Origin of the sequence: Lysinibacillus sphaericus, from assembly GCF_001629735.1 — a bacterium.
GTDB classification, from domain to species: Bacteria; Bacillota; Bacilli; order Bacillales_A; family Planococcaceae; genus Lysinibacillus; species Lysinibacillus pinottii.
The window spans coordinates 2,702,973-2,727,531 of the sequence record NZ_CP015224.1 but is presented as its reverse complement, the minus strand read 5'-3'; the positions used below and the strand labels follow the sequence as shown (position 1 = coordinate 2,727,531).

The 24,559-nt window shown below is 37.1% G+C and carries 19 protein-coding genes, 1 pseudogene and 1 other annotated feature; of the genes and pseudogenes, 12 read left to right on the top strand and 8 right to left on the bottom strand.

Annotation, left to right across the window (positions count from 1 at the left end; translation table 11 throughout):
* Positions 1 to 133: 133 nt before the first annotated feature.
* From A2J09_RS13300 to A2J09_RS13290, 3 genes are read right to left on the bottom strand one after another with little or no spacing between them, the layout of a single operon-like run.
* On the bottom strand, positions 134 to 1,294 hold the full coding sequence (locus tag A2J09_RS13300) for an acetoin utilization protein AcuC (protein ID WP_012295690.1): 1,161 nt from the start codon (positions 1,292 to 1,294) through the stop codon (positions 134 to 136).
* Positions 1,294 to 1,941, bottom strand: a complete 648-nt coding sequence (locus A2J09_RS13295) for an acetoin utilization AcuB family protein (protein WP_012295689.1) — start codon at positions 1,939 to 1,941, stop codon at positions 1,294 to 1,296. The genes A2J09_RS13300 and A2J09_RS13295 overlap by 1 nt, the downstream gene beginning before the upstream one ends.
* Positions 1,942 to 1,965: 24 nt before the next feature.
* Positions 1,966 to 2,598 (bottom strand): GNAT family N-acetyltransferase, encoded by a 633-nt coding sequence (locus A2J09_RS13290; protein ID WP_031418591.1) that lies wholly within the window; start codon positions 2,596 to 2,598, stop codon positions 1,966 to 1,968.
* Positions 2,599 to 2,928: 330 nt separating this feature from the next.
* Here A2J09_RS13290 and acsA point away from each other — a divergent pair, with 330 nt between their 5' ends.
* From acsA to A2J09_RS13265, 5 genes are all read left to right on the top strand, one after another.
* Positions 2,929 to 4,656, top strand: a complete 1,728-nt coding sequence (gene acsA, locus A2J09_RS13285) for an acetate--CoA ligase (protein WP_012295687.1) — start codon at positions 2,929 to 2,931, stop codon at positions 4,654 to 4,656.
* Between the two features lie 234 nt (positions 4,657 to 4,890).
* Positions 4,891 to 5,925: an N-acetyl-gamma-glutamyl-phosphate reductase gene (gene argC / locus A2J09_RS13280; protein ID WP_031418593.1), complete on the top strand. Its 1,035-nt coding sequence runs from the start codon at positions 4,891 to 4,893 to the stop codon at positions 5,923 to 5,925.
* Between the two features lie 44 nt (positions 5,926 to 5,969).
* Positions 5,970 to 7,202, top strand: coding sequence for a bifunctional ornithine acetyltransferase/N-acetylglutamate synthase (gene argJ / locus A2J09_RS13275; protein WP_031418594.1), 1,233 nt, complete (start codon positions 5,970 to 5,972; stop codon positions 7,200 to 7,202).
* Positions 7,165 to 7,950, top strand: a complete 786-nt coding sequence (gene argB / locus A2J09_RS13270) for an acetylglutamate kinase (protein ID WP_031418595.1) — start codon at positions 7,165 to 7,167, stop codon at positions 7,948 to 7,950. Before argJ ends, argB begins: the two co-directional genes overlap by 38 nt.
* A gap of 73 nt (positions 7,951 to 8,023) precedes the next feature.
* Complete coding sequence (locus A2J09_RS13265; protein WP_012295683.1) at positions 8,024 to 9,154, top strand: acetylornithine transaminase; 1,131 nt, start codon at positions 8,024 to 8,026, stop codon at positions 9,152 to 9,154.
* A gap of 49 nt (positions 9,155 to 9,203) precedes the next feature.
* On the opposite strand, the gene A2J09_RS13260 is transcribed toward A2J09_RS13265, so the two are convergent.
* Together A2J09_RS13260 and A2J09_RS13255 are read right to left on the bottom strand one after the other, a co-directional pair.
* A complete protein-coding gene (locus A2J09_RS13260) occupies positions 9,204 to 10,085 on the bottom strand; it encodes an NAD-dependent epimerase/dehydratase family protein (RefSeq protein WP_012295682.1) in 882 nt (293 codons plus the stop codon).
* A 112-nt stretch (positions 10,086 to 10,197) separates the two neighbouring features.
* Positions 10,198 to 13,254, bottom strand: a complete 3,057-nt coding sequence (locus A2J09_RS13255; RefSeq protein ID WP_012295681.1) for a transglycosylase domain-containing protein — start codon at positions 13,252 to 13,254, stop codon at positions 10,198 to 10,200.
* Positions 13,255 to 13,356: 102 nt separating this feature from the next.
* Positions 13,357 to 13,565 (top strand) — a binding site (T-box leader).
* 85 nt (positions 13,566 to 13,650) lie between these two features.
* Between A2J09_RS13255 and tyrS the strand changes: the two genes are divergently transcribed.
* Positions 13,651 to 14,919 carry a tyrosine--tRNA ligase gene (gene tyrS, locus A2J09_RS13250; protein ID WP_036162315.1) on the top strand — a complete coding sequence of 423 codons (1,269 nt, stop codon included), beginning with the start codon at positions 13,651 to 13,653 and terminating at the stop codon, positions 14,917 to 14,919.
* A 53-nt stretch (positions 14,920 to 14,972) separates the two neighbouring features.
* Here the strand turns inward: tyrS and A2J09_RS13245 are convergent, their stop codons facing one another.
* Entirely contained in the window at positions 14,973 to 15,776 is an 804-nt protein-coding gene (locus tag A2J09_RS13245; RefSeq protein ID WP_012295679.1) for a cobalamin-binding protein, read from the bottom strand.
* Positions 15,777 to 15,916: 140 nt separating this feature from the next.
* On the bottom strand, positions 15,917 to 17,125 hold the full coding sequence (locus A2J09_RS13240) for an iron-containing alcohol dehydrogenase (protein ID WP_012295678.1): 1,209 nt from the start codon (positions 17,123 to 17,125) through the stop codon (positions 15,917 to 15,919).
* Between the two features lie 746 nt (positions 17,126 to 17,871).
* Here A2J09_RS13240 and A2J09_RS23105 point away from each other — a divergent pair.
* A pseudogene (locus A2J09_RS23105) lies at positions 17,872 to 18,134 on the top strand (ATP-binding cassette domain-containing protein); the annotation flags it as partial.
* A gap of 506 nt (positions 18,135 to 18,640) precedes the next feature.
* Here A2J09_RS23105 and A2J09_RS13235 read toward each other — a convergent pair.
* Positions 18,641 to 18,997 (bottom strand): winged helix-turn-helix transcriptional regulator, encoded by a 357-nt coding sequence (locus tag A2J09_RS13235; RefSeq protein WP_012295675.1) that lies wholly within the window; start codon positions 18,995 to 18,997, stop codon positions 18,641 to 18,643.
* Positions 18,998 to 19,122: 125 nt separating this feature from the next.
* Between A2J09_RS13235 and A2J09_RS13230 the strand changes: the two genes are divergently transcribed.
* From A2J09_RS13230 to A2J09_RS13210, 5 genes are all read left to right on the top strand, one after another.
* Entirely contained in the window at positions 19,123 to 19,845 is a 723-nt protein-coding gene (locus A2J09_RS13230) for an SDR family oxidoreductase (protein ID WP_012295674.1), read from the top strand.
* 107 nt (positions 19,846 to 19,952) lie between these two features.
* Positions 19,953 to 20,132: a hypothetical protein gene (locus A2J09_RS13225; RefSeq protein ID WP_036162313.1), complete on the top strand. Its 180-nt coding sequence runs from the start codon at positions 19,953 to 19,955 to the stop codon at positions 20,130 to 20,132.
* Between the two features lie 463 nt (positions 20,133 to 20,595).
* Positions 20,596 to 21,768, top strand: a complete 1,173-nt coding sequence (locus A2J09_RS13220) for an ATP-grasp domain-containing protein (protein WP_036162311.1) — start codon at positions 20,596 to 20,598, stop codon at positions 21,766 to 21,768.
* Positions 21,769 to 21,806: 38 nt separating this feature from the next.
* The gene (locus A2J09_RS13215) at positions 21,807 to 23,489 is read left to right on the top strand and encodes a methyl-accepting chemotaxis protein (RefSeq protein ID WP_012295671.1); all 1,683 of its coding nucleotides are present in this window, start codon (positions 21,807 to 21,809) and stop codon (positions 23,487 to 23,489) included.
* A 702-nt stretch (positions 23,490 to 24,191) separates the two neighbouring features.
* The gene (locus tag A2J09_RS13210) at positions 24,192 to 24,551 is read left to right on the top strand and encodes a hypothetical protein (protein WP_012295669.1); all 360 of its coding nucleotides are present in this window, start codon (positions 24,192 to 24,194) and stop codon (positions 24,549 to 24,551) included.
* Positions 24,552 to 24,559 lie beyond the last annotated feature (8 nt).

Sequence of the window (24,559 nt, the reverse complement as noted above, 5' to 3'; positions counted from 1 at the left end):
GTAAATCTTATCAAGGATTTGCGTGTTTTTTAATTTAAAATGGAGCGGGAAAGAGGCATGATAAAATGACCAAAGCAGGGAGATCTGGCTGCAAACCAATGAAAAAACCCCACGAAAATCGTGAGGAAAAGTGCTAATCTCGTTTTTCATTTCGAATAAGGTGTAGTGCTTTTGCTAACATTTGAGCATTTTTTTCCTCTATTTCTGCCTTCCTTGGAATGGGCTCATACAGAGGAATTGGGTCCTCCCAAGTTGGAATAAAAGGTACGGGAGCTTCGGGTTGCCATTGGTCAAGCCATGCCTGTGGGAGAGGTCCAGTTGGTAACGCTTGGTCAGTCATTTCTAACCAAAGTAGGGACCAAGCACGTGGAACTACTCGCCATATATCATAGCCTCCTCCACCCACTGCAATCCACTTACCATCGCAATATTCATGGGCTAATTGATGTGCGAGCTTTGGGATTTCACGATATATATTCATTGTGCCATGAAGGTGTGTCAAAGGATCAAAAAAATGGGCATCTGCTCCATTTTGTGTGAGTACAACATCTGGCTTGAAATATTCGAAAACCTCTCTCATGGATTGTTCATAGATTTCTAGGAAACTTTCATCCTCTGTAAAAGCATCCATAGGGAAATTAAAGGAGGTACCATATCCTTGTCCGTTGCCTCTTTCGGTAATATTTCCAGTTCCAGGAAATAGATAGCGTCCTGTTTCGTGAATAGACAATGTACAAACATTTGGGTCCTCGTAAAAGCTCCATTGTACTCCGTCCCCATGATGTGCGTCTGTATCAACATATAGTACACGGGCATTATATTTTTCCTGTAAATATCGAATCGCAACCGTACTATCATTGTAAATACAAAATCCTGATGCGCGACCACGAAAACCGTGATGTAGCCCTCCTCCAAGATTGAGAGCATGCTCAGCTTTACCTTCCATTACATAATCAACGGCAGTTAACGTCCCACCGACTAGTTGGGCACTTGCTTCATGCATATTTTCAAAAATCGGTGTGTCTTCAGTGCCGATACCATAGCTTTCACATTGGGCTACCGATAATTCACCATGACCTGCCCTCTTCACAATATCAATATACTTAGGGTCATGGGCAAGCAGTAGCTCCTCTTCTGTTGCAACACGAGCGGGAATAATGTCTACATCATCAAGTCCATCTATATTTTTTAGTAAATCCATCGTTAGCGTCAAGCGTTTATGATTAAAAGGATGTGAATCTGAAAATTTATATCCGAGTTGTTCTGGCGAGTAAATGAATACAGCCTTTTTCATTATAACGAAACACCTGGCAAATTAGGCCATAGTACATCAAAGCCTTCTTTGCGAAGGTCTTGAATCATAGCTAAAGGATTCAGTGTTTTTACTCGGACGCTTAAAATTTTATTTTGCGTATTTTCAGAATCAGGATAAACTAAGACGCTTTGGACATTGGCATGATGATGATGAAATATCTTTGTTATTTCAAATAAAACACCTGGCGTGTCAGCTACTCGAATTTCAATTTTTGAGCCAGGTTCCGTTCCGCCGGTCAGCTCTATATATGTATAGAGTAAATCCGTTGTAGTAACAATTCCTACTAATTTCCCTCCAGAGACAATAGGTAAACACCCTACTTTAGATTCATAGAAGGTAAGAGCGACTTCTTCAACAAAATCAAGTGGATGACCAACAAGCGGATCTTTGACCATTATTTCTTCTACTTTTGCATGAAAAACAGGAGAATTAGGTTCATCTTGTAAAGAGGAGGGCAAAACTTCTTTAATGTCTCGTTCTGTAATCACTCCTATAACGTGACGTTCCTCATCTATAACAGGTAAATGGCGAACTTTTTTGTCACGCATTAGCTTTAGTGCCTCCAACACGGTATTGGTAGGAGCTAATGTGTAAGGTTCTTCATTCATAATTTCTTCTACGATCATATACGTATCCCCTTTGCATTGGTTTTAATACATGAAACGATTTCTAAAACGAAGTCTATCAAATCTTTCGATGGTCTCAGGAGGCACGCGCTTACCTTCGCGCGCCATTAAACAATTAGCTGGGTGTGATGTAATTTCTGGATCATCCGTAGCAAAATATTCAAATCCGACAGAGCTCATCATCTTCTCCATCATTTTGCGGTAGTCCCAAACATTTAAGCCGGTCCCCTTTAAATCCCAATGCCAATAATATTCGGTAGTTATCACCAGATAATCCTCCATTTCATCACCCATAAATGAAACGGCTAGTAATGCCTTTCCTGAACCTGTTCCGCGATAGTCAGGAATCACTTCAATGGCACCTAATTCAATCATGTCATCGATTCGATCCTCTGCCCATCGTTCAAGTGGATCAGGATAAAGATAGGTCACATAGCCTACAATAATATCTTCGTTTCGAATAATAACTATACGTCCTTCAGGAAGCCCCGCAATTTCAATAATAGCTTGTTGTTGCTGTTTTGGAGGTCTAAAGGCAACCAAGCCTTCATGGAAAGAATATGTAGCTAATTTTTCTGGAGGCACAGGTCCTTCCACATACACAGTACCATGCTTAGTTTCCCTTTTGACAGAAAAAAAAGTTTTTTTATGTTCCATAATGACACCACCTGAGTTTAATAATTCCATTATAGCTGATTTCGTGCGTAAAAACGCTTATTTTTGCAAAATATACCTGTATTTTTGGAAAAGTGAAAATATTAAGACAATCCCCTTGGATTCGTGTAAAATATAATATATCGCTTCTGTTATTTAACAGATAAAAGTAGCGTAATTAAGAGTTATGACATTTCTGATGCGGTAAACTGTTATATAACAAAAGCTAGGTAAATATGTTGCTTAGAACGTAAATTTATTATTTCAGCAGAGGGGATTGTTGAAAATAGCAAATGAACAGTTTGAAGCAAACGTAAAGAAAGGGGTAGTTTCATGGGGATGAAAATGAAGGAGAAGTTAGCGGCTTTAGCTGGTCAGCACCAGTTAATGAATTATGAAGAAGTGGCAAAGTCTCATAATTGGGCTGATACAGAAAAAGCATTTAGTTGGTACGAGACAGGTTTAGTGAATATGGCGTATGAGGCAATCGATCGCCATACTGAAACACATCGTAAAAATAAAGTTGCTCTTTATTTTAATGATGGTAAACGGAAAGAGGCGTATTCATTTAATGAAATGAAAAGGTTAACAAACAAGGCTGCTAACGTTCTTAAAACAGCTACTAATCTACAAAAAGGTGATCGTTTATTTATTTTTATGCCACGGTCGCCTGAGCTCTATTTTTCATTATTAGGTGCGTTGAAAATGGGTGTTATTGTTGGACCATTATTTGAAGCTTTTATGGAAGGTGCTGTGTATGATCGGCTAGCAGATAGTGAGGCAAAAGTATTGGTTACGACACCGGCGTTACTTGAACGTGTACCTATAGCTAAATTACCTCACCTAGAGCATGTCCTTTTAATAGGTGAAGATATTGAAGAAACATTACAAATTCTAGACTTTAATCAACGATTAAAAAGGGCTTCAGCTCAATTTGATATAGAGTGGGTAGATCAGGAAGATGGGATGATTCTTCACTATACTTCTGGATCAACTGGTGCGCCAAAAGGAGTGCTACATGTTCATTATGCAATGCTTCAACAATACCAATCTACGCAATGGGTTCTTGATTTACGTGAAGATGATATTTATTGGTGTACTGCTGATCCAGGATGGGTGACAGGAACAGCCTATGGTATTTTTGGTCCATGGTTAAATGGGGTAACAATGGTGATTGTTGGGGGAAGATTCTCACCGCAGGCATGGTATCAAGCCATTGAAGATTATGGTGTTACGGTATGGTATAGTGCACCAACTGCATTCCGTATGCTGATGGGGGCAGGGAGTGGCTTGCTTGAGTGCTATGATCTATCATCTTTGCGTCATGTGCTATCTGTCGGTGAACCATTGAACCCCGAAGTGATTCGCTGGGGAGTAGAAGAATTGGGTCATCGAATCCATGATACATGGTGGATGACAGAAACAGGAGCGCATATGATTTGTAATTATCCTTCGATGGATATTAAGCCAGGCTCAATGGGAAAACCACTTCCAGGTATTCATGCGACGATTGTAGATGATGCTGGCAACGAAGTACCACCGTTTACAATGGGGAATTTAGCTATTCAACGGGGGTGGCCAGCTATGATGCGTCAAATTTGGGGCAATCCAGAGCGCTATGAATCTTATTTCTTAAAAGGGAAATGGTATGTATCTGGAGATTCTGCCTATATGGATGATGACGGATACTTCTGGTTCCAAGGTCGAGTGGATGATGTCATTATGACGGCCGGAGAGCGTGTGGGACCATTCGAAGTGGAAAGCAAGTTATTGGAGCATCCAGATATTGTTGAAGCAGGAGTCATTGGAAAACCAGACCCAGTACGAGGGGAAATCATCAAAGCCTTTGTATCCTTACGAGAAGGAGTAGAACCTTCCGAACGATTAATTGAGGATATAAGAGATTTTGTTAAAAAAGGGTTATCGGCTCATGCAGCACCACGTGAAATTGATTTTAAGGAAAAACTACCAAAAACACGCAGTGGTAAGATTATGCGTCGTGTATTGAAGGCATGGGAGTTAAATTTACCTACGGGTGACCTATCGACGATGGAAGACTGATAAAGTAAAGAACATCAATTGATATTTATACAACATATGCATAAAAAGAAGGCAAGCATTCTTTCATCAATCGAGTGAATGCTTACCTTCTTTTTTCTGCATTTACAATGCTTAAGAGCTGTATTAACGAGAAGTATTTAAATGCGTAAAAAATATAGAATTAAATAAAAATTCAGTTGACTTAATATTTATGCAGACGTATACTATTTTTAACTTATTTCAGAGGTGAGTGCATTGAAAGTAGGAATTGTAGGAGCAACAGGTTATGGTGGACTAGAGCTTATTCGGTTTTTACATAATCATCCAGCTGTAGAGCAGCTAGCGTTATTTACTTCTTCAGAGGAGGGAGTTCTTTTTTCTTCAAAATTTGGTCATCTTATGACGATTATTGATAGGCCATTACAGAAAATAGAGGAAGATACTTTAGCGGAATTTGATGTAGTTTTTACAAGTACACCATCTGGCGTAACAAGTAAGTTATTACCATCATTGGTTAACACGGGTCCGAAATTTATAGATTTGTCTGGTGATTACCGGTTAAAAAATCTTGCAAGCTATGAAGCGTGGTATGGCAAACAAGCAGCACCATTTGATACGGTTCAGCAAAGTGTTTATGGTTTAACTGAATGGAATTCAGAGCATATTCGACAGGCTACTCTTATTGCTAACCCAGGTTGTTACCCAACAGCGGTGTTATTATCATTACTACCGCTAGTGAAGGAACGATTAATTGATCCGAGCTTTTTAGTAATTGATGCGAAAAGTGGCATCTCAGGAGCTGGTAATAAGCCGTCACAAACTACTCATTTTAGCGAGGCGAATGAGAACTTCTCTATCTATAAAGTAAATACACATCAACATATACCAGAAATAGAACAGGCATTATCCGTATTTGCTCATACTGAAACAAACATTACTTTCAATACTCATTTAGTACCTATGACAAGAGGGATTTTAGCGACATCCTATGCGCCAGTAATGGCAGGCGTTACAGAGGCTCAGTTGGTTGGTTGCTTGCAGGAAACGTATGAAAAGCATCCATTTGTTCGAATGGTTACAGATGCTACTAGCTTAGGAACTAATCGTGTTAAGGGGTCCAATTATTGCGATATTTTGGTGAAAGTAGATTCTCGTACAAATCGTGCCACGATTGTAAGTGTGATTGACAATCTAGTCAAAGGGGCTGCAGGGCAAGCTATCCAAAATATGAATGTACAATTTGACCTACCACAAACGACAGGTCTTGATGTTGTACCGTTCTTTATTTAACAGTTTTTATGTTTAGTTTGATGAAAAATAAGGAGGAATTATGGATGACAGTTACTACATCAATAAATGTAATGAAAAAGTTATCAAGTAAAAATATCGTTTCACCAAAAGGCTTTAAGGCAGCTGGGTTACATTGTGGTTTAAAACATAAGAAGAAAGATTTAGCCATTTTAGTAAGTGAGGTACCAGCTAGTGTTGCTGGTGTTTTTACAACAAATGCTGTGCAGGCAGCCCCGTTAAAAGTAACAAAGGAAGTTGTTTACACAACAAAAAAAATGCAGGCGATAATCGTGAATTCGGGCAATGCCAATGCTTGTACAGGGAAGCAAGGCGTTAAGGATGCCCAAACAATGCAGGCGCAAGTGGCTGAAAAATTAGGGATTGCGCCTGAATTGGTGGGAGTTTGTTCAACGGGCGTCATTGGCGAAATGATGAAGCTGGAGCCAGTAGTAAATGGTATTCAACAGCTAGAACCGAAGGACAATTTAGAAAGTGCTATTGACTTTGCGCAGGCAATTTTAACAACAGATACAGTTATGAAGAACACAAGCTATAGTACAACGGTAGATGGCAAGGAAATCATTATCGCTGGTGTTGCGAAGGGTTCAGGCATGATTGAACCAAATATGGCAACCATGTTGGGCTTTATTACGACAGATGCCCAAATAGAATCTGATGTATTACAAAGTGCATTATCCGATATTACCAATCTCACGTTTAATGCCATTACCGTAGATGGGGATACATCTACAAACGACACAGTTGTTGTATTGGCGAACGGCTTCGCAGGAAATAAGACGTTAACACCTGATCATCCAGATTGGTTAAATTTCTATTACACATTGAAAACGGTAGCCGAAGATTTAGCAAAAATGATTGCCAAGGATGGAGAAGGGGCAACTAAGCTCATTGAAGTGGAAGTTGTTGGCGCAGTTGCAGATGAAGAGGCACGAAAAATCGCCAAGAGCGTCGTAGGCTCGCCACTTGTAAAGACTGCTGTTTTTGGCTGTGATGCGAACTGGGGACGAATTATTGCAGCAGTAGGGTATAGTGGTGCCACTGTAGACCCAGATAAAATTACGATTCAAATTGGAGGCGCTACAATGGTAGAAAACGGCGAACCAATTCCTTTCTCAGAGGATGAATTAATACAAATTTTAAAAATGCATGAAGTGAAAATATATGTGTCTCTTGGCATGGGTGAAGGTAAGGGGCATGCTTGGGGATGTGACTTAACGTATGACTACGTCCAAATCAACGCATCATACCGCTCGTAAACGAATGGTGATTAAGCTCGGTGGTAGTACACTGGAGGGCTTAAATAAAGATTTTTTTTATCATTTTAAAAAACTTCAAGATAGCGGTGTGGAGCTTATTATTACTCATGGCGGGGGCCCAGCTATTAATCGTGAATTAGCTGCTCGAGGCATAGAATCGCATACATTAAATGGTATACGTGTGACAAATGAGGCAGCTATGAATGTTGTCCAATCCACTCTAATTGGGCAGGTTAACCCTGCTTTAGTTCATGACTTAACAAGTGCTGGCGTCGAGGCCATTGGGCTAAACGGTTATGATGGTCAATTAATGGTGGCAGATTATTTAGATAAAGATGTTTATGGTTATGTAGGAGCAGTAAAAGCCATCCATACAGCCTTACTTGAAGCTTTATTGTCAGTGGGAATTGTACCCGTTATTGCTTGTGTTGGAGTAAGTGAAGCAGGTCAGGCTTTAAACATTAACGGCGATACAGTCGCAAGTGAAATAGCATTAGCCTTAGGGGCAGATAGCTTATTACTCGTTACAGATGTAAGTGGTATTCGAGTCTATGATGAATATCAAACAATGGCAACACCCACTCTCATTAATCAATGGATAGAACAAGGGCATCTATATGGAGGGATGATTCCGAAAGTACAAGGAGCGATCGATTGTTTACGTGCAGGTATACCTTCCGTGCAAATTGTGGGAGAGACATTGATTGGCACTACGATTGTCACTTCCGATAAACTTCATGCTACCTAGTGTTCTAATAAGAGCTTATGAAAAGTATAGATGTTGAAAGAAGACCATTTCAAATAATAGCGGAGATGATAACATGAGTGCGTTATTCGGGAACTACGGTAAACGTCGTGCGCAAATTGTCAAAGGGCAGGGCACCGTTGTAGAGGATTCTACAGGAAAACAATATTTAGATTTTACTAGTGGTATTGCAGTAGCAAGTCTGGGGCATGCGCATCCAGCCATTGTGCAGGCACTACAAGAGCAAAGTGAAAAGCTGTGGCATATATCGAACCTTTTTGATATCCCTGGTCAGGAAACCGTGGCTAAAAAATTAATCGCTCATACGCATTTTGCACATGCTTTTTTCTGTAATAGTGGAGCGGAGGCAAATGAAGCGGCCATTAAGTTAGCACGAAAGCATACAGGGAAAAACCATATGATTACTTTCGAAAAATCATTCCATGGTCGCACATTCGGAGCAATGTCTGCAACAGGTCAAGGCAAAATACATAACGGCTTTGGACCACTCGTTGAAAAATTTACGATTTTACCATTCAATGACGCTGCCGCACTAGAAGCTACTATTGATGACTCTGTAGCAGCCATTATGCTGGAAATGATTCAAGGAGAAGGTGGCGTTAATTGTGTATCGTTAGAATTCGCTACCGCGATTGCAAAAGCATGTGAGGACAAGGGAATATTACTCATTATTGACGAAGTACAGACTGGAATTGGAAGAACAGGAACACGCTATGCGTTTGAGCAAACGGTGTTAAAGCCACATATAGTGACATTAGCAAAAGGCTTAGGTGGTGGCTTTCCGGTAGGGGCAATGCTAGGAACTGCCGAGCTTTATGCAACCTTTAGTCCGGGTACACATGGCACTACATTTGGGGGAAACCCACTTGCAATGAATGTAGCTCAGGCCGTCTTAAGTCATGTATTTGAGCCAGCATTCTTACAGCAAGTACAAGAACAGTCAGCCTATTTTGTCGCACAACTAAAAGCGCATTTACCTTCTAATTATACCATTCAGGGTAAGGGATTAATGCTTGGAATTGGCTGTGGTGAAACAGAAGTAGCCGCGTATATTGCTGCTGCAGAAGAGAAGGGTCTCTTATTAGTAGGGGCAGGGCCAAATGTTATTCGACTATTGCCGCCACTAACTGTAACGAAGAAAGAGATAGACGAAGCAGTAGCCATTTTAAAGACCATATTATATTAATTTACTGACAAAGAATCTGCTTATTTAGCAGACTCTTTGTCTTTCTTTTTTATTGAAGCTGTTTTACTAATGTATTTACTAGTTTTGGCAACCAATCATGAAGTTGACTAAATGTAAATCCTGCTTTCTCTGCTTTCGCATTTGTCATATACCAGTCAGCAGGTACACCATATGGTGATTGTGATTCTTCATCGCCACCAACAAGTGAAATTTTTGCGCGCTTCCCACTCTTTTCTTCAATTAACGCAAGGAGTTCCTTCAATGACATGGCACCAGATGCTGTAGCATTGTATGGTCCTTCTATAGGTGTCATGCCTGCAAAATATAAGAAATTAGCTGCTTCCTCATCTGTAATATAGCTCATCTGCGCATCGATATTCGGTAAGGAGATTGGCTGATCGTGTAAAATACGTTCCACATGAAAATGCAATCGACGTGTGTAATCATGTTCACCCATGACAATTGGGAAACGTACAGCAACAACTGGGAATGAAGCCTCTTTAAACAATACAGCCTCTGCCTGTCTTTTTCCTTCTCCGTAGGAAAATTCATTTCGATCCCCCATGAGAATTTGATAATGATAAGGATCGAAATCTTCTTCCTTTTTCATCTTGCCATCAACTTCATAGGTTGAAAGAGTTGAAGTAAAGACAAGTTTTTTCGTTTTCCCTTTTAAAAGCTCACAAATGGTATGTGCCTCGTTAGGAGAGTAGCAAATATTATCATAAACAATATCCCACGTTGTATGGGCGAGAGCATTTTCTAATGCGTCACGATCATCCCGATTAACCATTAATTGTTTGACAGCTGTTCCAAAAGGATTGCCGCTTTGACCGCGTGTTAAAATCGTTACATCATGTCCATTCTCAATGCAAAGTTCCACTAATTTTTTTCCGAAAAAACGTGTGCCCCCTAAAACTAAAATGTTCATATTTTTCCTCTCCTTCAAAATAGTAGTCTTCTTAATAATGACAAAAAAATAGACTTACTACAAATCAAAAGTGAATTGTAGTAAGCCTGTTTGACACAGAAAATGAAACTGATTATCGCCTTGATGTTTCAGGGGGAGTTGTATTGCCGTTGTCTCCTCCATTTGAGCCATCTTCAGGTTGACCTGATCCGTTACCACCAGATCCATCCCCATTGTTGGAGCCGTTGCCATTGCCACCAGATTCATTCCCGTTGTTGGAGCCGTTGCCGTTGCCACCAGATCCATTCCCGTTGTTAGAGCCGTTGCCATTGCCACCAGATCCATTCCCATTGTTAGAACCGTTACCATTATTACCAGACCCATTGCCATTTGTAGGCGGTGTTGTAGGTGGAATTGTTTCTTGACCATTATCCTCTGGATCAGGTTCATTTTCACTACCACCAGTAGAGGCTACATTAGAATGTGGTGACACTAAGCCTGTAATATCTACAGCCACTACAACATAGGCCTGTCCACTAGCGACCGTTATACTTTGTGTAGATTCAAGAACAGAAGTTACTAATGTGTTGGCACCATTTGTAACATTGTAAATCCGATAGCCAACTACATCGTTTGATGACTCTGTCCAAGATAAAGTGGAGCCATTTACGGATGCTGTTACTGCTGCAGGTGCACTTCCATCCGCAGGGAAATCAACGGCCGAAACAGATGAATTGGTTAAAGTTGAATTTTTCGGTAATAAACTTGCTGGGTTACCGCCAAGACGGCCTAACATACGTTTAATAAACGCCTGATTAATACCTGCGCCACCTGATTTGACAAATTCAGCTGGTGTACTAGGTAATGCATTATAAGTTTTTCCTTTAATCGTTACAACACTTGAAGCAGCTAAGCTATCATCTGGTTGTGAAGGTAAAAATACTTTCGCATTAAATAAGTCTGAACGAACTAAACCTGCATCTGCACAGGCAGCAGAAGGTGCCATTCCAGAAATTCCGCAGAATGAAGCGGTCACCACATTTTTAGGTGCCTTAAAGCTTGTTGGTGGGTCAATAAACTCAGGAGCCACATCGTAAACGGAATTCATTAAAGTACCCCATAATTTATTGACACGAACACTTGGCTGTAGGTACGTATTATTAAATGCGTACAACGTACGAGGTTGGTCGTAACCCATCCAAACACCTAGAGATACATTAGGGTTATAGCCAACTAACCAAACATCTTTATACTCTTGAGAAGTCCCTGTTTTAGCAGCGAAATCAGAAGAGAATTTTAATGTATTACGAGCAAGAGTTCCTGTTCCTTTTGTTAATACGTCACGTAGCATATCTGTCACAATATAAGATGTTTCTGGACTAAATACTTGGACGGGTTCTACTTCGTGTTTGTAAATAATATTTCCTTCTTGATCTTCAATTCGATCAATCATATAAGCATCAATGAATTGACCACCATTTGCAAAAGTAGCAAAGGCATTCGTATTCTCTTCTACAGTAGTCCCCTCACTTAAAGCACCGATACCGGTTGCAAGGTTAGTGAAATCATCGGGGTGTAATTTTGTGAATCCCATTTTTACTAATAGATCAGCTGGTCGTTTGTTAATAATATCATTATATAAACGTAACGCTGATATGTTTTGAGAATCTGCTAAAGCTTCACGCGCCGGAATAAGTCCTCGCTCATCACTAGTAATATAGTTACTTGGGCTCCATGAACCAATTGAGAATTTTACGTCAACGAGTGGGCTACCTGCACCAATTACGCCATACTCAATAGCAGGTGCGTATACAAGTAATGGTTTCATCGTAGAACCATTTGAACGATAAGCTTGTGTTGCATGGTTAACTTGAGTTGTATTAAAGTCTCGACCACCTACAAAACTTAAAATGCGACCTGTCGTATTCTCCATTAAAATACTGCCCACTTGTACGGGCATTTCGATATCAACTTCCTCACCGGTTACAGGGTCTTTCCCTTTACCAGTATATGTGTGGCCGTAATATTGGAAGTCCTTAGCAGCTTTTTGCATGGCATCATACATATCTTTGTTAATGGTTGAATAAATACGATAACCTTTTGAGCGAACATCTCGATCTGCTAAGATTTTATATTTATCTTTTAATTTTTTTTCTGTTTTTAATCGCTCTGGGTCAATACCGTCATCTTCTGCGAGTTTTTCTGCAATAATATCTTTTGCACGGCTCTCAAGCTCATATGTAAGCCATGGATAACGATCCTCCGCTCGCATTTCTGGACCACGGAAGTCAGCAGCAATATCATAATTCAGTGTTTCTTTATATTGAGCATCGTCAATATAACCAGCTTCTTTCATACGATAAAGAACTGTTTTCATACGATCAATACCTGGTTTTAAAGCTTCCTCACTTTTCAGTTCACCCGTATTTGTAAAAGGTGTGTAAGCAAATGGCGCCTGAGGAATACCAGCGATGTAAGCTGCTTGCGCAAGTGATAAATCCTTAGCTTTGACACCAAAGATTCCTTCTGCGGCTGTTTCTACGCCTGCAATATTTCGCCCTGAAGAGTTACGACCGTATGGAATAATATTTAAATAAGCCTCTAATATTTCTTCCTTTGTCATAAAATGCTCTAAACGCATAGCAAGTAAAATTTCTTTTGCTTTACGTTCATAGGAAACTTCATTGGTTAATACTTGGTTTTTAATAAGTTGTTGCGTAAGGGTAGAGCCACCTGTCTGTGTAGCAGAATTCGTAACATCTTGTAATAAGCCTCGTACAACCGCTTTTGGTACAATGCCGTTATGTTCACGGAAATACTCATCTTCTGTTGCCAGTACTGCATTAATAACATCTGGTGCAACATTTTTTAGTGAAGTTTCGCGGCGATCTAAATCTGTCCGTAATTTTCCGATATAAATATCGTTGGCAAAATAAATTTCACTTGTTTCTTCATAGCTAAAAATTTGATCTCGCAATTCATCTTTTGAGCGTAAAGGCTCTTCTTTTACAAGAGAAGCGAAATAACCAGCTCCTACTGAACCGACAAATACAGTGCCAACCAATGCAAAGACTAAAAATAGTAAAAATAAGTTCCAGGTAACGCTACCTGAAATACGTAATTTCTTCATCCATTTTTGTTCAATTAATGTATCGATCTTTGCATTGATTTTTTCAATCCAATCCTTCAATGTATCGACCTCCTAAAATCTTGTTTATTATAGCACATATTGTTTTAGCTCGAACATAGTTATTGACTTTGAAATAGATTCGTATAGAATAATGTTTATAGTTTTCTAGTGATGAAGAGTTTGGAGTAGTTTCTATATTCCCTGTTTAGAGAGCCAGTGGTCGGTGAAAACTGGTCATAATGTAGAGACGAATTACGTGCTTGGAGCTTAGACGTGCGCGCCTGCGATAAAGGCGGTTGAATGAAGTGGAAGGTGGATGACATCTTCAAGCCGGGTGGTACCGCGTTAATTTACAATTTAACGTCCCTGCATGCAATTGTTTGCGTGTAGGGATTTTTTTATTTCATGAACTTGTCCATGCACGTAGCGAATTTCAATCAATTAGGAGGAATCATCATGACAAACGAATTATTACAAGATTTAGAATGGCGTGGGCTGCTATACCAACAAACCGATGCTGATGGTATGGCAAAACTATTAGAAGAACAGTCCGTCTCTTTATACTGTGGTGTTGATCCAACAGCAGATTCTATGCATATCGGGCATATTGTCCCGCTTTTAACATTACGTCGCTTCCAAAAAGCTGGTCACCGTCCAATTTTACTTGTGGGTGGGGCTACAGGCATGATTGGAGATCCATCAGGTCGTTCAGAAGAGCGTCAATTACAAACTGTGGAGCAAATCGATAAAAATGTTCAAGGGATTCGCGGTCAACTAGAACGAATTTTTGACTTTGCTGAAGATGGTAATGGCGCTCAGCTTGTGAACAATCGTGACTGGATTGGCAATATAAATACGATTGAATTTTTACGTGATTATGGGAAATTAATTAATGTTAACTACATGTTGGCAAAAGATACAATTGCTTCTCGTCTTGACACGGGGATATCTTTCACAGAGTTTGCTTATACATTAATTCAAGGGATTGATTACAATCATTTATACAACCACTACAATTGTCGTATTCAAGTAGGTGGCTCTGACCAATGGGGTAATATTACAACAGGTTTAGAGGTTATTCGTAAGACACATGAAGAAGAAACTAAAGCCTTTGGGATTACGATTCCATTAGTAACGAAAGCAGATGGTACGAAATTTGGTAAAACAGCTGGTGGTGCTGTCTGGTTAGATGGTAAGAAAACATCTCCATATGAATTCTATCAATTTTGGATCAATGCTGCTGATGCAGATGTCATCAAATACTTGAAAATATTCACTTTCCTTACTCGTGAAGAGATTGAATCATTAGCTGTTTCTGTAGAAGAAGAGCCACATTTACGTAAGGCTCAAAAATCACTTGCTGAGGAAATGACACGATTAATTCATGGTCAAGCGGCGTTAGAGCAAGCTATTCGCATTACAGCAGCTTTATTTTCAGGCGATTTAAAAGCACTTTCGGCTGAAGAAATGAAGGATGCCTTTAAAGATGTTCCTTCTATTGAAATGGCAAAAGAAGATAAAAATATTGTGGATCTTCTTGTAGAAGCTGGTATCTCATCATCGAAACGTCAGGCACGTGAGGACGTTTCGAATGGTGCAATTAGTGTCAATGGTGAAAAAGTGACGGATTTAGAATATGTAGTCGATGCAAAGGATCGTCTAGAGGATGCCTTTAGCATTGTTCGTCGCGGTAAGAAAAAATATCATATGGTAAAGTTTGTATAATGATTTTAATTTAAACAACATCCCCGATCATAAAGGGGATGTTGTTTTTTTTATTATAGAAAACTTGGCGATTTTATGTGTTCATATTGCTGAGGGTGCAGTATTTTTGCCAGTTTTATAGCCCCTTCAATAAGACGGGGAGAAGGCCGACAATAAAGCCATTCCTCCATTACATGAAGCTGTTCCATTTTCACAGCATGTAGCTCACTTGCATGGGGACGCTTTAATAAGTTGGCCGGCTGTATACGCTCAAAAGCTACACCTACCCAAGCCATCATGATATAGTCGGGCTTTCGTTTAACAACATCTGCCCAATCAGTTTGAACACTGGCTAGTTCTACATCGTGAAATAAATTGACTCCGCCTGCAATAGCACTAATTTCTGTTAGCCAATTTATTTTTCCTGGTGTAAAAATTGGGTTTGGCCACCATTCCCAGTATAGAGTAGGTTTCTTCGTGAGGGAGTTAGCAACTATACGCATTTTGTCAATGGATTGCAAATATTCTTCTGCGATTATTTTAGCACGTTCTTCTACATGGCAAGCTCTCCCGAGTGAAAGGAGATCTTGTGCAATTTCCTCTAACGAGTTCGCATTAAAAACAATATGAGGGATATTTCTTCTTTGCAATTCCTCGATGTTTTTTTCCATTCCAGGCACACTTAAAGAAGCAAGAACAAGATCGGGGTGTAATGCCTCTAAATCGTTCATATTAATAGATAAATCTGGACCAAGCTGTGGCAAATCTTTAACGCTTGATGGCCAATCGGAGAAATCATCTACTCCAACAAGCTGGTCTGTCAGTCCTAAATAGGCTACAAGCTCTGTATTGCTTGGACATATCGAGATTAAACGCATTTGTTATCTCCTATTCTTTTTAATAAAAGTATAGCGAGAGTTTCCATTCTAAACAATGTGTTTACATCATTTTCATCTTTGAGCATAGAAAAAAGGTGGAGAAAAACTTGGTTTATCTCCACCTTTTGTTTTTTTATTAATTATGAAAGAGCAGCAACTGCTTCAAGCGATTCCTCTTTTTTCACGATAGGGCCCATTGCATTTGTAATAATTTGTTTAATATCATCTAATGTTGCTTTACGAGGATTTGTCTCAGCGCAAACATCTAACATCGCATTTTTTGCTAAAATTTCAATATCCTCATCTTTTGCACCTAGTTCGCGGAAGCCACTAGGAATATTTAAATCCTTTGATAGCTTTTCAATAGCTGAAATAGCTTTTTCAGCAGCATCACGCTTACTTAATCCTGTCACATTTTCACCTAATAATTCAGCAATGCGAGCAAAACGCTCAGTACGTGCTGTTACATTGAAGCGGCAAACATGTGGTAATAAAATGGCATTACATACGCCATGAGGTAGATTATAATAGCCACCTAACTGATGAGCAATCGCATGGACATAGCCTAGTGAAGCATTATTAAAAGCCATACCAGCTAAAAATTGTGCATATACCATTTGTTCACGTGCTTCTAAATCAGCTCCATTTGCATAGGCACGTGGTAAAAATTCAGGAACTAGTTGAAGTACCTTCTCAGCACAAGCGTCTGTAATTGGTGTTGCATTTGTCGAAACAAATGATTCAATAGCATGTGTCAATGCATCAACACCAGTAGCAGCTGTTAGAGCAGGAGGTAACCCAATCATCAGTTCGGAATCATTAATCGAAAGTAACGGGGTCACATGTTTATCAACAATGGCCATTTTTACTTTACGTGCTGTATCTGTAATAATCGTGAAACGAGTCATTTCACTAGCAGTACCAGCCGTTGTATTAATAGCAATTAATGGCACAAGTGGATTTTGTGATTTATCAACGCCTTCATAATCTTGAATGCGTCCACCATTCGAAGCAATAAGTCCGATACCTTTTGCTGCATCATGAGCGCTCCCTCCTCCAAGAGAAACGATTGAATCACAGCTTTCAGCATGGTAATCTGCTATGCCATCTTCAATATTTTGATCTGTTGGATTTGGTTCTGCTTTAGGGAAAATTGCTACATCAATTCCAGCAGCTGTAATGATGTTTGCAATTTGTTCAGAGAGACCTAATTTGTGTAAGCCCTCATCTGTTACGATTAATGTCTTCTTCACTTCTAAATCATTTAAGTGTTTACCAACTTCTTGAATTGCTCCAGGTCCAAATAAGTTTTTTTTCGGCATAACAAATTGCTTTAGAACGTCTGACATACTTCCAACCCCTTTTTAAAAATTATTATTGCTTGAATGATGGTGAACCACCTTTCGGAATTTATCGTATTCTATTTTTTATTAAAGTTCAACTCGTATTTTTATTAAAATTGCTCGCTTTATCCTTGTTATTATTTTACAAAAAAGTTAGCTTGTTAAAATGTTCTTTAAGAATGTGAAAGGTATAAGAATGCTGATTGTAATATGTTTTATAAAATGTTTTACTATAAAAATAAAATATATTTTTTTGGAAATGGTTCTATTTGAAGGGGTCTAAGAATAGTAAATAACTGATATTTGTTTTTTAATATTAAGATAGTGGTTATGTTATTTTGAAGCGATGTAATTATTATTTTAAAGTATATAAAATTTTCATAAGTGAGAGGGAGTTATGATTGTTGATTATAATAATATTAAGAAATTCTGAATATACGGACGGTGTATTTCTAGAATAACCCTCATACCAATCTCTACGCCCTGAGAACCCAAGGGATATATAAGAAAAGAAGCTTATTTCGTTAATGCCCTCATCTTCAGATAGTTTAAATTTTTTAAATGGCTAATTTGTTGAATAGCGCAACCAAGAAATTGATTGAAATGGAAGTTTTCAATTTCGTTAAAAATTATTTTTAAAAATTTGTTCAATAAAAGAGCATTATTCAACTTAAGTTATAGTCCTTTCAACTGCTCTTTTAATCCAAGATAGTCATTGATGACAAATAATAAAGAATCCAATTCTCTCTTAGAGTGACGGTCAACAGCAATGTATTGCAATTGCTAGGGCACTTGCCCCTAAACCTCGTTTACTACTGTTAGACGAGCCTTTTAGTAACTTAGATACCGAGCTTCAAGTAAAAATTAGAAAAGATTTACGTGACATTTTAAAGCGCGCAAATATTACATCTATTTTGTTACACACGATGAAGAGGATGCCTATGCTATCGCTGATTTTATCGTGCAATTAAAAAATGGAAGAATCGAACAAATGGGAAATCCTTGCTATCTTTAAAAAAAGGGGTAAAAGATTGTCCTAACTTTGTTTGAACATAGTGTGAAAATATCATTTAACAATTTAGGGTACTGAGAAATTAGAGCTTCACAGTACCTTCTTCGTCTTTGTTTAATAAGGGGGCGGGTTTTGGTAGTCAAACTGAGGCTAAAAAGTTTTTTATAAAGTGTTTAAAAACTCATGTGTCTTGAAGGTGATAAAACGACCTCTTAAACAAGTGGAAACATTAAAACAGCATTTCTCTGACCGAGAATACTATCAACTTTCTGTCAATAATAACACGTTGATTTCCATCCTTCTCTAACTTAAATCTAACGTGATAAGGGCTTTACTTCTCTCAACTAATTCCCTTTTCTTTGAATTTAAGGATCTCTGTAGCAATAAAGGGAAATCATTAAGCATTAGTTAAATAAAAAAATCTATTTATCAAAATGCAATTTCTAGAAAATGATACTCTTGAGAATAAAGCAACATATTCTTCAATGAACAAGTAATTGGTTGTTTATTTAATTCTCCTCCAACCCACATAACACACGTTCTAAATGTTCCTTCTTTACATGAGTAATTCCCCATTCACAAATCATATCGAGTAAAGGAATAAGGGACAATCCTTTTTTAGTTATGGAATATTCTACACGAGGAGGAACTTCTGGATATACATTTTTTACTATTAATCCATCCATTTCAAGTTCTCTTAATTGTCTGGATAGTGTTTTATGTGAAATATCCTCAATATATCTTTGAAGCTCTCCAAATCGTTTGAGAGGGTTTTCGTATAGTTCATATAAAATCATTATTTTCCATTTTCCTTGAATAATTTGCATTGTAGCATCAAACTCATTTAAATATTTTTTCTTATCCAATTCATTGCTCTCCTTTATTAAGTACCTTAAGGTTACTAAGGGACAAAGAGGTGCCTACTTTATCTTAAGTAGATTTAATTGTAAACTGATTTTACTTAGAAATCAAAGAAGGAGTGACAATCAGAATGAAAACAGGATATATTGCAATTACAGGTGCTTCATCAGGTATTGGTGAAGCAACAGCAAAGAAGTTTATACAAAATGGATATAACGTTTTAGTTATAGCACGTCGTGCACATTTGTTAGATCAATTTACAGGAGATAATGTAATTAAAGCAAGTGTGGATGTAACAGATAGAGAGGCTTTAGATAAAGCTCTTATGGCAGCTGAAGACAAATTTGGACCAGTTGAAGCAATCGTAAATAATGCTGGACGTATGTTATTGGGCGATATCGCTAAACAAAATCCTCTTGAATGGAAAGAAATGTATGATGTAAATGTGTTAGGTATGTTAAATGGAATGCAAGCAGTATTGCCTTCTATGATTGAACGTCAAACAGGAACTATTATTAATGTAAGTTCTATTGCTGGAAAGAAAACATTTGCTGATCATGCGGCATATGTGGGGACGAAATTCGCAGTTCATTCAATGAGTGAAAATGTTCGTGAAGAGGTTTCAAAGCATAACGTACGTGTGATAACAATTGCACCAGGTGTGGTTGAGACCGAGTTACTATCACACACATCTGATGAACAAATTAAAGAGAACTACATAGAATGGAAGGAATCAATTCATGGTGGTTTAAATCCAAGTACAGTAGCAGAAACAATTTATTTTGTATTTAATCAGCCTCAAAGTGTAAATATTAGAGAAATAGTATTAGCACCAACAAAACAACAAGCATAAAATGAAGAGAATAATATAGACCGCTCTCTTTTATTATACTGATGTTATATACTGGTATATTATCGTGAGTAATTATGTATTCTTGCGAAAAAAACGGGGCTGATAGTGTGAGTGAAAAAATGGTGCAACAAACATTATTGGGAGATCTGGAATGGAAAAATCCAATTGAAATGGTCGATATAGAATTGTTTGAAGAGTATATTTATTATAACTGTATTTACTTTAAGTCGCCTGAAGAACAAGACTATATTTCTTTATTACGAAGGGAAATTTTAAAGCGAATGTGAGATTTATCGAAGGAGTAGCACTAGCTGCTCTTTTTCTTTTTGAGCTCTTGAAAAAACATCCGTTTCTTTAACGAAATGGACGCAATGAGCAGAAATTTTTGAGTGATTGATCAATTAACGGAGTTTATTTCCTTGTAGGTAAATTATGGAAATATTTACACTTAATAATTATGACAAACACAGTGGCCATAGCGGAAGTGTCAACGTTGAGTACTAAAATGAATGCTCCAATATTAAAAAAGATTAACAGTATAAGAGTTATATTATATAGGTAAATATACTTGTTAGTAGTTAGATATCCTTTTTATCAATTACGATGTAAAATTACCTAAATAATAAAATGCGAAACTATGGATATTATAGGTATTTTATATTAATATAGATGATAGTTATTCTAACATACTTTTAATAATTATTTTAGGCTATGGATATTTAGAAAAATATACAGATAGGAGTGTAAAAGTTGATAATACTAGATAGACCTTATGTTTCTGATTTATTAGCGCACACAGTTAGTAAGAATAAAATTCCAGTTATCAAATTAAATGAAGTTTTTATACCAAATGAATCTACTATAAGTTTAAAAAAGGTAGACGATTTGTTGATTGAATTAGAGAAGAAGAATTATCAAATTCTCTTTAACTCTGAAAATGGACTTAATATTTTATCTAAATATGCACCTAATCACTACTTAACAATTGTTACAGATATTTTGAAAAATAAAGTTACTTTCAGGAAAACATTAAGTAGTCATTTTAAAGATTTCTTTTTCACAGAAGTATCTCTAAAAGAATTAGATGAATTAGATCCTGGTTCACTACCTTTCCCTATTATTGTTAAGCCTGTTATAGGATATTCAAGTGTAGGAGTACATCGTATTGATAAGGTAGAAGAATATAAAGAAACTATTGAACAACTTAAGTTTGAAATGGAAGTTACAAGTGCAGAGTATCCAATCGAAGTTATTAATAATCAATCCTTTATAATTGAGAAATTAATTGAAGGTGATGAATACGCTGTTGACGTATATTTTACAGAAGAAGGCGAGCCTGTTATCCTAAATATTTTTAAAAGAATGTTTAGGCATGAGAAGGACATGAGCGATAGAATTTACTATACGAGTAAGCAAGTAATAAATGAGTCCCTCAACAACATTCAACAATTTTTAAAAACTATTTCATCGCTCTTCGCATTAAAGCTTGTCCCTATACATATTGAAATTCGCATCGATAATCTCGGACAGATAGTTCCTATTGAAGTAAACCCACTTAGATTTGCTGGTATCGGTACAAATGAACTTGGCGTTTATGCATATGGTGTCAACGCATGCGAGTACTTTTTTAAACAACAAAAGCCTGATTGGGAAAATATAATTAATCAAATGGATGATTCAATTTATAGTTTTTGTTGTGCTGAAATAGATGCATCTATTGATTGTAAGAAAGTTGTGTCTATTAATCATGAAGCGTTTAAACTAAATTTTGAAGAAATTTTAGAATATCGACGGATGAAAGTGAATGAAAGCTCTACTTTTGCTGTAATATTCCATAAATCACCAGATTTAAAAGAAAATACTAGGTTATTGAATTTAGATCTGAATCAATATATTACGTTAAATGAATTGGTATTTGTTTAATAATAGTTAATTTTATATTACAGTTAGGAGCGTTAACGATGTTTAAAGGTATGACCATTAGAAAGAAAATATTATTAAACGTATTAATGCCTATTATTGTTATAAGCACAATTTTTAGTTTTGCCATATTTATTGTAGCTGAGCGTTTAATCGATGGATATATTATTCCTCAGTTTGAAGAGAGCTTAACAATGAAAATGGATGACTTTGAAGAGTTATTTGATAAAGAATTAATCAATAGTGCTAAAACAAACAAAAGTGCATATCAAGAACTGTTGTCCAGAGGAAATGACTTTCAAAAAGAGTATGAATTAGAAAATGTGTATATTATGAGTAAAGTAGATAATAAAGAAGTCATTTTATTTTTAGGTAATGACGATAAGTATTTATCACCACTAGCGTTTACAGATGAACAAAAAGCAGCGCTAGATACAACTAAAATGGTTACAAGTGATATTTATATAGATGATTACGGCGCTCATAAGTCTACATTTTTACAAGTTCCAGGAACAGATTCTGTCTTAGGGTTAGATGAAGATGCAGATTTTATAGTTGATCTGGAGAATTTATTAATAAAGGTATGTGTGTTATTAGCACTTATATTTATTGTGGTAAGTGGTATACTAGCATATTTCACTGCTAAAAGAATTTCTAAACCGTTAAATGAACTTGTTGATTATACTAAAGTAATTGCTGCTGGTGATTTAACACAGGAAATTAAAAATACAAGTAATGATGAAATTGGTCAGCTTGCATCAAGTTTTAATAGTATGCAAGTGCAGCTAAAAGAAGTTATAGGTCATGTATCCTCAACAGCAGACTATGTAGCAAGCGGGTCTAAAGAATTGACGCAAAGTATAGAGCAAGTGACAGAAATGGCCAATCAGGTATCAGCAGCAATTCAGGAAGTTTCAGTAAGTAGTGAAATGGTAACAACTGGGGCTATTCAAAATCAAATTGCGATTAGAGAAATATCAGAGGGGATAGTAGAAATCACAGAATCTACTACAAACGTTTCTGATGAATCTATTAGAACATCTGAAGAATCCAATCAAGGTAATCATGTCATTCAACAATCCGTACAAGGAATTGATTCAATTAACGAGCTTTCAAAAGCCTCTATGCAAATGACAGAACAAATGCATCGACGTTCTAAAGAAGTAGGACAAATTACAAATGTTATTACAAGTATTTCAGATCAAATTAATTTACTAGCATTAAATGCAGCTATTGAGGCTGCTCGTGCAGGTGAATACGGAAAAGGATTTGCTGTTGTCGCAGATGAAATAAGACATTTAGCAGAACAATCTGCCCAATCTGCTAATGACATAACTAAATTAATCTCTGAAATGCAAAACAATTCTAATGAATCGGTTGAAGCTATTACGAGAGTAGTAGATGAAATTAATCATGAGACTATCGCAATAAGATTGGCTGGAGATACTTTTCAAAAAATCTCATCTCTAATTTCAAACATTAGTATGCGAACGCAATCAATTGCTTCAACAGTAGAACAAATATCAGCAAGCTCTGAACAAGTATTAGGGACTACTGAGACAACTGTGCAATCATTGGAGCAAACATCAGCAGGTACCCAAAATATTGCTTCAACTATGCAAGAGCAATCTGCTTTTATGGAAGAAATGCTAGGAACAGCTAATCAATTAAACGAGATGGTTGAAAACTTAAAAGGTCAAATTGCACATTTTAAAATTAAGTAATCCTAGCAAAGTTAAAAGGATAAATTACAACCAGGAATGTATGTTCTGATGGAGGAGTCAGTGAATTGGAAGTTGTGAAGACGATGTCTTTGTCTTATTAGTAGATTCTTATATGAAGATTATTTCAGAGGTCTTAGATTTTACAAATATTCTAGAGCAAAAAGCACTATCACCAATACGGTAAAAAGCTACTATGAAGACCCACTGACCTATAAAAATGATATATATAAACACCTTTTGTTGAGATACGGGTAAAGGATAACCAAACAATCAACGGAGGTGTTTTTTCTATGGGAACAAAAGTAGGTTATCCAATAGAAGTAAAAATGAAGGCAATTGAGAAGAGATTAGCAGGAACCCCGGTCAAACAGGTATTAGAAGAATTAATAATAATAACATTGGTGTGTAATATACTACGATGGACTGCCTGAATCCCTTCGTAGATGTAGAAGTAGGAGCAATTATTATCTTTTATCCTAATTATTGAAAAGTAGTTAATCAAACACCTTCTCCATATAAATAATAGTCGTTTCAATCTTTTCGTGGCCGAGGGATTTCATTATTTAGACTGTTATCTGCATACGGCTCTTTTGTTTGTGAAGAAATAAATACATAACCATTTTCTTTAAGCTGTTCACCATCTTCTAATAGAATTTCAGAACGCCACACTCTATACTTTTTAACACTGCACGAACTCCTTTTATGAATTCACTGGAATCTGAACAGTTTATTGTTGCTCCAAGGATCGCTCCGATTGTATGGTTCGTTGCAGTTACATGTGTTAAACTAGTTGTAAAACAAATTCCAAAAGCAACAGTGAAATTTTCTTCACACGCAGTTATACAGGCTAACGCACGTCAACTTTCTTCCAAACAAGTTGCTGATGTAATTGTAAATGGAAGAAAATTCATGGATAAACATACACGTGCTAGAGCTATTTACGATAAAGATCAAAATATTAATGTAGTGTTTATAGGGAATTCAAAAGAGGTTGCAACGGTTTACAAACCTGATAGTGGGGAAATCGCTAAGAAATTTATTAATAGTAACTGGGGATGGTAAGATTTAAT

Excerpts from the sequence above, each read along its gene's own strand:
- A2J09_RS13295 (WP_012295689.1), bottom strand. The coding sequence starts at position 1,941 with ATGATCGTAGAAGAAATTATGAATGAAGAACCTTACACATTAGCTCCT.
- argB (WP_031418595.1), top strand. The coding sequence starts at position 7,165 with ATGACTACGTCCAAATCAACGCATCATACCGCTCGTAAACGAATGGTG.
- A2J09_RS13210 (WP_012295669.1), top strand. The coding sequence starts at position 24,192 with ATGAATTCACTGGAATCTGAACAGTTTATTGTTGCTCCAAGGATCGCT.
- acsA (WP_012295687.1), top strand. The coding sequence starts at position 2,929 with ATGGGGATGAAAATGAAGGAGAAGTTAGCGGCTTTAGCTGGTCAGCAC.
- tyrS (WP_036162315.1), top strand. The coding sequence starts at position 13,651 with ATGACAAACGAATTATTACAAGATTTAGAATGGCGTGGGCTGCTATAC.
- A2J09_RS13230 (WP_012295674.1), top strand. The coding sequence starts at position 19,123 with ATGAAAACAGGATATATTGCAATTACAGGTGCTTCATCAGGTATTGGT.
- argJ (WP_031418594.1), top strand. The coding sequence starts at position 5,970 with ATGACAGTTACTACATCAATAAATGTAATGAAAAAGTTATCAAGTAAA.
- A2J09_RS13300 (WP_012295690.1), bottom strand. The coding sequence starts at position 1,294 with ATGAAAAAGGCTGTATTCATTTACTCGCCAGAACAACTCGGATATAAA.
- A2J09_RS13290 (WP_031418591.1), bottom strand. The coding sequence starts at position 2,598 with ATGGAACATAAAAAAACTTTTTTTTCTGTCAAAAGGGAAACTAAGCAT.
- A2J09_RS13215 (WP_012295671.1), top strand. The coding sequence starts at position 21,807 with ATGTTTAAAGGTATGACCATTAGAAAGAAAATATTATTAAACGTATTA.
- A2J09_RS13260 (WP_012295682.1), bottom strand. The coding sequence starts at position 10,085 with ATGAACATTTTAGTTTTAGGGGGCACACGTTTTTTCGGAAAAAAATTA.
- A2J09_RS13240 (WP_012295678.1), bottom strand. The coding sequence starts at position 17,125 with ATGTCAGACGTTCTAAAGCAATTTGTTATGCCGAAAAAAAACTTATTT.
- A2J09_RS13245 (WP_012295679.1), bottom strand. The coding sequence starts at position 15,776 with ATGCGTTTAATCTCGATATGTCCAAGCAATACAGAGCTTGTAGCCTAT.
- A2J09_RS13265 (WP_012295683.1), top strand. The coding sequence starts at position 8,024 with ATGAGTGCGTTATTCGGGAACTACGGTAAACGTCGTGCGCAAATTGTC.